We start from the raw sequence: 519 nt of genomic DNA on the forward strand, positions 1-519 counted from the left end.
TACTTCTATTCGTTCTGGACCGACAGCCAGGGCACGGTCTCCATGGAGCTGGGCTCCGGCGGAAACTACAGCACCTCCTGGCGCAACACCGGCAACTTCGTCGCCGGCAAGGGCTGGAGCCCCGGCGGCCGCCGTACGGTGACCTACTCGGGCAGCTTCAACCCCTCGGGCAACGCCTACCTGGCGCTGTACGGGTGGACGAGGAACCCGCTGGTGGAGTACTACATCGTCGAGAACTGGGGCACCTACCGGCCCACCGGGACGTACAAGGGCACCGTCACCTCCGACGGCGGCACGTACGACATCTACCAGACGACGCGTTACAACCAGCCGTCCATCGAGGGCACCCGGACGTTCAACCAGTACTGGAGCGTCCGGCAGCAGAAGCGGACCGGCGGCACCATCACCATCGGCAACCACTTCGACGCCTGGGCCCGCGCCGGCATGTCGCTCGGCAGCCACGACTACCAGATCCTCGCCACCGAGGGCTACCAGAGCAGCGGCAACTCCAACATCACC

General features: G+C 65.9%; 1 protein-coding gene. It reads left to right on the top strand.

The window, feature by feature from the left end; translation table 11 throughout:
• Positions 1-519: glycoside hydrolase family 11 protein (locus FLV34_RS39700; RefSeq protein WP_147945631.1), on the top strand; the 519-nt coding region annotated here is incomplete at both ends.

This window comes from Microbispora sp. CSR-4, from assembly GCF_008033685.1.
In the GTDB taxonomy this organism is placed as follows: Bacteria; Actinomycetota; Actinomycetes; order Streptosporangiales; family Streptosporangiaceae; genus Microbispora.